The sequence below is a fragment of the Terrabacter sp. P5_B1 genome (genome assembly GCF_056400505.1).
On sequence record NZ_JBFULD010000256.1, the window covers coordinates 1 to 6225 of the forward strand.

The 6225-nt window shown below is 72.8% G+C and carries 6 protein-coding genes; 3 read left to right on the plus strand and 3 right to left on the minus strand.

Features of this window, described 5'->3' with window-relative positions:
- On the minus strand, nucleotides 1–661 hold a 661-nt coding region (locus tag AC1DP0_RS16400; protein WP_478086172.1), incomplete at its 3' end, for an IclR family transcriptional regulator.
- 99 nt (nucleotides 662–760) lie between these two features.
- Between AC1DP0_RS16400 and hutH the strand changes: the two genes are divergently transcribed.
- Together hutH and hutU are read left to right on the plus strand one after the other, a co-directional pair.
- The gene (gene hutH, locus AC1DP0_RS16405) at nucleotides 761–2350 is read left to right on the plus strand and encodes a histidine ammonia-lyase (RefSeq protein ID WP_478086176.1); all 1590 of its coding nucleotides are present in this window, start codon (nucleotides 761–763) and stop codon (nucleotides 2348–2350) included.
- Between the two features lie 256 nt (nucleotides 2351–2606).
- Nucleotides 2607–4262: a urocanate hydratase gene (hutU, locus tag AC1DP0_RS16410; RefSeq protein WP_478086179.1), complete on the plus strand. Its 1656-nt coding sequence runs from the start codon at nucleotides 2607–2609 to the stop codon at nucleotides 4260–4262.
- Between the two features lie 106 nt (nucleotides 4263–4368).
- Here the strand turns inward: hutU and AC1DP0_RS16415 are convergent, their stop codons facing one another.
- Together AC1DP0_RS16415 and AC1DP0_RS16420 are read right to left on the minus strand one after the other, a co-directional pair.
- Nucleotides 4369–4746, minus strand: a complete 378-nt coding sequence (locus AC1DP0_RS16415) for a DUF3253 domain-containing protein (RefSeq protein WP_478086181.1) — start codon at nucleotides 4744–4746, stop codon at nucleotides 4369–4371.
- Between the two features lie 180 nt (nucleotides 4747–4926).
- Nucleotides 4927–5469 carry an aminoacyl-tRNA deacylase gene (locus AC1DP0_RS16420; RefSeq protein WP_478086183.1) on the minus strand — a complete coding sequence of 181 codons (543 nt, stop codon included), beginning with the start codon at nucleotides 5467–5469 and terminating at the stop codon, nucleotides 4927–4929.
- Nucleotides 5470–5549: 80 nt separating this feature from the next.
- On the opposite strand from AC1DP0_RS16420, the gene AC1DP0_RS16425 reads away from it, so the two are divergent.
- The coding region (locus tag AC1DP0_RS16425; RefSeq protein ID WP_478086186.1) for a M20/M25/M40 family metallo-hydrolase at nucleotides 5550–6225 on the plus strand (676 nt) is incomplete at its 3' end.

The following is a 6225-nucleotide window of genomic DNA, read 5'->3' on the forward strand; positions in this document are numbered from 1 at the left end:
GCGTCAGGGCGATCGCGGCGAGCGCGCGGCCGGCCCGGTCGAGCACGGGGATCGCGACGGACGACAGGTCGGGGGTGACGGTGCCCTCCTCGCGGGCGTAGCCGTCGGTCCGCGTCCGAGCGAGGACGCTGCGCAGCTCCGGGAGGGACCGCGGACCGCCGCCGCTGCGCTGCACGAAGGCCGCCCGGTCGGGGTAGAGCGCCCGCACCTGCGTCGCGGGCAGCGCTGACAGCATGGCGAGCCCGCTGGCGGTGAGATGGGCGGGCAGGCGCACGCCGACGTCGGTGACGAGCATCGGCTGACCGGGGGCCCGCTCCTCCAGGAGGTAGATGACGTCCCTGCCGTCGAGCGTGGCGAAGTGGGCGTTGCGTCCGCACTGGTCGACGAGCCGCCGCATGGCCGCACGGGCCACCCGCGCCAGGGGCGCCTGCCGCTGGTAGGCCGAGCCGAGCTCGTATGCCGCCTGGCCGAGCCCGAAGCGTCGCTCCTCCACGTAGTGGGTGACGTAGCCGCGACCGTGCAACACCTTGAGCAGGTGGTAGACCGAGCTGCGGGGCAGCCCGAGGTCGCGCGCGATGGACGCGGCGGGCAGCGGCTCGGCGTGGCGCGAGAGGTGCTCGAGGACGTCGAGGGCGTGGGCGGCGGCCGGGGCGTTCGACACGTGATCACCTCCTGTCCGCGATCGACGACGTCTCGCATCCGAGACAATTGTCCTCCATGGAGGGCCGTCGCGCCAGTCGTTCGGCGGTTCGATGGATCCATGAACGCAGCATCCACCTTCCTCGCCGGCTCGGTCACCGACAGGACCGCCGACACCATCACGGTCGGCACCGGCCCGCTCGCCCTCGAGGACGTCGTCGCGGTCGCCCGCCACGGCGCCCGGGTCGAGCTCTCCGCCGACGCCGAGGCCGAGATCTCGCGCAGCCGCGCGGTCATCGAGGCACTCGCCGACGACACCGTGCCGCACTACGGCGTCTCCACCGGCTTCGGCGCCCTAGCGACCCGCCACATCCCGACGGCGCTGCGTGCCCAGCTGCAGCGGTCCCTCGTGCGCTCACACGCCGCCGGTGCCGGCCCCGAGGTCGAGCGGGAGGTCGTGCGCGCGCTCATGCTGCTGCGCCTCTCGACGCTGGCCACCGGACGCACCGGCGTGCGTCTCGAGACGGCCCGGGCGTACGCCGCGCTGCTCAGTGCCGGGATCACCCCGGTCGTGCACGAGTACGGCTCGCTCGGCTGCTCCGGCGACCTCGCGCCGCTGTCGCACTGCGCGCTCGCCGTCATTGGCGAGGGGCCGGTACGCCTCGCGGACGGTTCGCTCACCGACGCCGCAACTGCACTGCGCGACAACGAGATCGAGCCCGTCGTCCTCGCCGAGAAGGAGGGCCTGGCGCTCATCAACGGCACCGACGGCATGCTCGGCATGCTCGTCCTGGCCATCCAAGACCTGCGCCACCTGCTCAAGGTCGCCGACGTCTCGGCCGCGATGAGCGTCGAGGGCCTGCTCGGCACCGATGACGTCTTCGCTGCGGACCTCCATGCGCTGCGCCCCCAGGTGGGGCAGGGCGCCTCGGCCGCGAACATCCTCGCGGTCATGGCCGGTTCGCCGATCCGCGAGTCGCACCGCACCAAGGAGTGCACGAGGGTGCAGGACGCCTACTCCCTCCGGTGCGCGCCCCAGGTGCACGGCGGGGCCCGGGACACGGTCGAGCACGCCGCGCGCGTGGCCGCCGCCGAGCTGGCGTCGGCCGTCGACAACCCCGTCGTGACCCCGGACGGGCGGGTCGAGTCCAACGGCAACTTCCACGGTGCGCCCGTCGCCTACGTCCTCGACTTCCTCGCCATCGTCGCGGCCGACGTCGCATCGATGGCCGAGCGCCGCACCGACCGCTTCCTCGACCAGGCCCGCAACCACGGGCTGCCGCCGTTCCTGGCCGACGACCCCGGCGTCGACTCGGGCCTGATGATCGCGCAGTACACCCAGGCGGCCATGGTCTCGGAGATGAAGCGCCTCGCCGTGCCCGCGTCGGTCGACTCGATCCCGAGCTCGGCCATGCAGGAGGACCACGTCTCGATGGGGTGGTCGGGTGCCCGCAAGCTGCGCCGCTCGGTCGACGCGCTCGCCCGCGTCCTCGCCATCGAGGTGCTGACGGCGGCGCGCGGCATCCAGCTGAGGGCTCCGCTCGAGCCGGGTGCTGCCACGGCCGCCGTCATCGCCGCGCTGGGGTCGCGCACGAACGCCGCGCCCGGGCCGGACCGGTTCCTCGCCCCGGACATCGAGGGGGCCTGTGCGGCCGTGGCCGACGGCGACGTCCTCGCGGCCGTCGAGTCCGTCACCGGCCCCCTCCGCTGACCCAACCCTCAACCGTCGAAAGGCCACGTCTGGCCGCCTCCTAATCGTCGAAAGGCCACGTCTGGCCACCTCCCCACCGTCGAAAGGCCACGTCTGGCCGCCTCCGGCGGGTCGAGTGGCCACCAGTGGCCGCACGGAGTGGCCTTTCGACCGGCAAGAGGCGGCAAGAAGTGGCCCTTCGACGGGTGATGGTGCACGGGACCTACACGCTGAAGCACACGGCATACCAACGGTTTTCCACTCGAAGGAGAGTGACATGGAAGGTGCACGACCCGTCCGCGCGGCGCGTGGGACGACCCTGACGGCGCAGTCGTGGGCCACCGAGGCCCCGCTGCGGATGCTGATGAACAACCTCGACCCCGAGGTGGCCGAGCGGCCGGACGACCTCGTCGTGTACGGCGGCACCGGGCGGGCAGCGCGCGACTGGAAGTCGTTCGACGCCATGGTCCGCACGCTGACCACCCTCAAGCAGGACGAGACGATGCTCGTGCAGTCGGGCCGTCCCGTGGGCGTCATGCAGACGCACGAGTGGGCGCCACGCGTGCTCATCGCCAACTCCAACCTGGTCGGCGACTGGGCCACGTGGCCCGAGTTCCGCCGCCTCGAGCACCTCGGCCTGACGATGTACGGCCAGATGACGGCCGGCTCGTGGATCTACATCGGCACCCAGGGCATCGTCCAGGGCACCTACGAGACCTTCGCCGCCGTGGCCGAGAAGCGCTTCAACGGAACGCTCGCCGGCACGCTGACCCTCACGGGTGGCTGCGGCGGGATGGGCGGCGCCCAGCCGCTCGCCGTGACGATGAACGACGGCGCGTGCCTCATCGTCGACGTCGACCCGGCCCGACTAGACCGCCGCGTCGAGCACCGCTACCTCGACGAGGTGGCCGACAACCTCGACGACGCCATCGAGAAGGCGCTCGCCGCCAAGCGCGAGCGTCGCGGCTGGTCGGTCGGGGTCGTCGGCAACGCGGCCGAGGTGTTCCCCGAGCTGCTGCGTCGCGGCGTCGAGATCGACATCGTCACCGACCAGACGTCGGCGCACGACCCGCTGTCCTACCTGCCCGAGGGGGTCGCGCTCGAGGACTGGGCCGAGTACGCCGAGAAGAAGCCCGAGGACTTCACCGACCGTGCCCGCGCCTCGATGGCCAAGCACGTCAAGGCCATGGTCGAGTTCCAGGACGCCGGCGCCGAGGTCTTCGACTACGGCAACTCGATCCGCGACGAGGCGCGCCTCGGCGGCTTCGACCGGGCGTTCGAGTTCCCGGGGTTCGTGCCGGCCTACATCCGTCCGCTCTTCTGCGAGGGCAAGGGCCCGTTCCGCTGGGCAGCGCTTTCCGGCGACCCCCGCGACATCGCGGCCACGGACAAGGCCGTGCTCGACCTCTTCCCCGACAACGACCGGCTGCACAAGTGGATCCGCGGCGCCCAGGAGCGAATTGCCTTCCAGGGCTTGCCTGCCCGCATCTGCTGGCTGGGCTACGGCGAGCGTGACAAGGCGGGTCTCGCCTTCAACGAGCTCGTCCGCACCGGCGAGGTGAGCGCCCCGATCGTCATCGGTCGCGACCACCTGGACTCGGGCTCGGTTGCGAGTCCCTACCGCGAGACCGAGGCGATGGCTGACGGCTCCGACGCCATCGCCGACTGGCCGCTGCTCAACGCCCTCGTCAACACGAGCTCGGGCGCGAGCTGGGTCTCGATCCACCACGGGGGCGGCGTCGGCATCGGCCGCAGCCTCCACGCCGGGCAGGTGTCCCTCGCCGACGGCACGGACCTCGCCGCGCAGAAGCTCGCGTGCGTGCTGACGAACGACCCGGGGATGGGCGTCATCCGGCACGTCGACGCCGGCTACGACATCGCCGACCGCGTCGCGCACGAGCGCGGCGTCCGCATCCCGATGCAGGAGGGCTGAGAGCCCGTATGCCGTGTGCCGCTCCCTGCCCGTCGGGTCGAGGTGTCTCCGCGGCCCGGGCGCCGCGCAATCACCTCGAACCGGGGGCTCGGTGGTGTCGGTGGGGTCAGCGGGGGCGACGGACCCGGATCGGGCCCTTCGCGTGGTCCGGGTCGATGACCTGCCCGCCCTGCGTGATCTCGGCACGGCCCGCGGCGACGAGCCGCCGGGCCGCCGAGCGGGCCGGCTCCATGAGGTCGCGCCAGTCGTCGGCTCCGACCGCGCGCGCCGCCTCGCTCGGGCACACCGAGGCGTCGTGCGCCCGGGAGTCGAGCAGCGACTCGAGGGAGTCCTCGAGCTCGATGTCGACCGGGGTCAGGCCGTGCTTGCGGCAGCTGTCGGAGCACCAGCGCACGGATTCCCAGTCGCGGGCCCAGGCCTTGCGCCAGGTGATGGTGCGGCCGCAACGGGCGCACGGCTTGGTGGGCAGCGGGGGTCGGGACATGACGACCAGTCTGGGCCATCGTGGCCACTCGACCGACGGGAGGCGGCCGAACGTGGCCTTTCGACGGTGGGGAGGCGGCCGAACGTGGCCTTTCGACGGTGGGGAGGTGGCCGAACGTGGCCTTTCTACGGTGGGGAGGCGGCCGAACGTGGCCTTTCGACGGTGGGGAGGGTGGGCAGGTCAGGGGGTCCTGCGGGTCTCCTCGTCGGAGATGTCGGCCACCGTCGCGTCGAAGAGACGGATGACGTCGTCGCCCTGCACCGTCAGGCCGACGCCGTGAGCGCCGCCGCCGATCGAGATGCGGCGCCCGACGAGGTGGCTGTCGGCGATGACCGGCAGGCGCGTGGCCGAGCCGAACGGGGTGATGGTGCCGCGCTCGTAGCCGGTGACGGCCTTCGCGGCCTCGGCGTCGGGCATCGAGATGCGGTTCGTGCCGAGCAGGGCGCGCACCTTGGCCCACGAGAACGTGCGGTCACCGGGCACGAGCACGAAGACGTGGTCGTCCTCGGCGCGACGCACGACGAGGGTCTTGATGAGGTCGCGCGGCTCGATGCCGCGGGCGGCCGCCGCCTCCTCGAGGCTGGAGACGCGACCGTGCTCCGTCACGGTGTGCTCGATGCCTGCCGCGAGGACGGCCTCGACCGCCGGCGTGCGGATCTCGCCGGCCTCACTACGCTCGGTGGTGTCATGGCGATCGGGGGCGCCAGCGGCATCGGTGGACATGTGCGACAGCCTAGTTTCGGGGCCCGGTGCCAGGCGCCGGCGATGCAAGGAGTGACGAGGTGACGACGAGCTTCGACCGCATGTGGGCCGACCTCGAGCCGGTGGGCCGCCAGGCGGCGACGAACGGCTACCGCCGCTACGCCTGGACCCGCACCGACCACGACCTGCGGGAGTGGTTCGCGGCCGAGTGCGCGGCCCGTGGACTCGACCTCGTCGAGGACCGCGCCGGCAACCAGTGGGGCTGGTGGGGCGACCCGGACACGACGCCGGGCGTCGTCATCGGCTCGCACCTCGACTCCGTGCCCGACGGCGGCGCCTTCGACGGCCCGCTCGGGGTCGTCAGCGCCCTCGCGACCGTCGACGCCCTGCGAGAGGCCGACGTCCGGCCCCTCGTGCCGCTCGGCGTCGTCAACTTCGTCGACGAGGAGGGCGCCCGATTCGGCATCGCCTGCGCCGGCTCCCGGATCATCACCGGTGCTCTCGACGCCGACCGGGCCCGGTCGCTGACCGACGCCGACGGCATCTCGATGGCCGAGGCCTGGCGCAGCGCGGGGCGTGACCCCGAGACCCTGGGCCGCGACGACGAGGCCGTGCGGCGCATCGGCCGGTTCGTCGAGCTCCACGTCGAGCAGGGCAAGGCCCTCGCGCTCGCGCCCGACGGCGGCGACGACCTCACCGACGCGTCCCGTGCGGTCGCCATCGGCACCGACATCTGGCCGCACGGCCGGTGGCGCATCGACATCCCCGGCGAGGCCA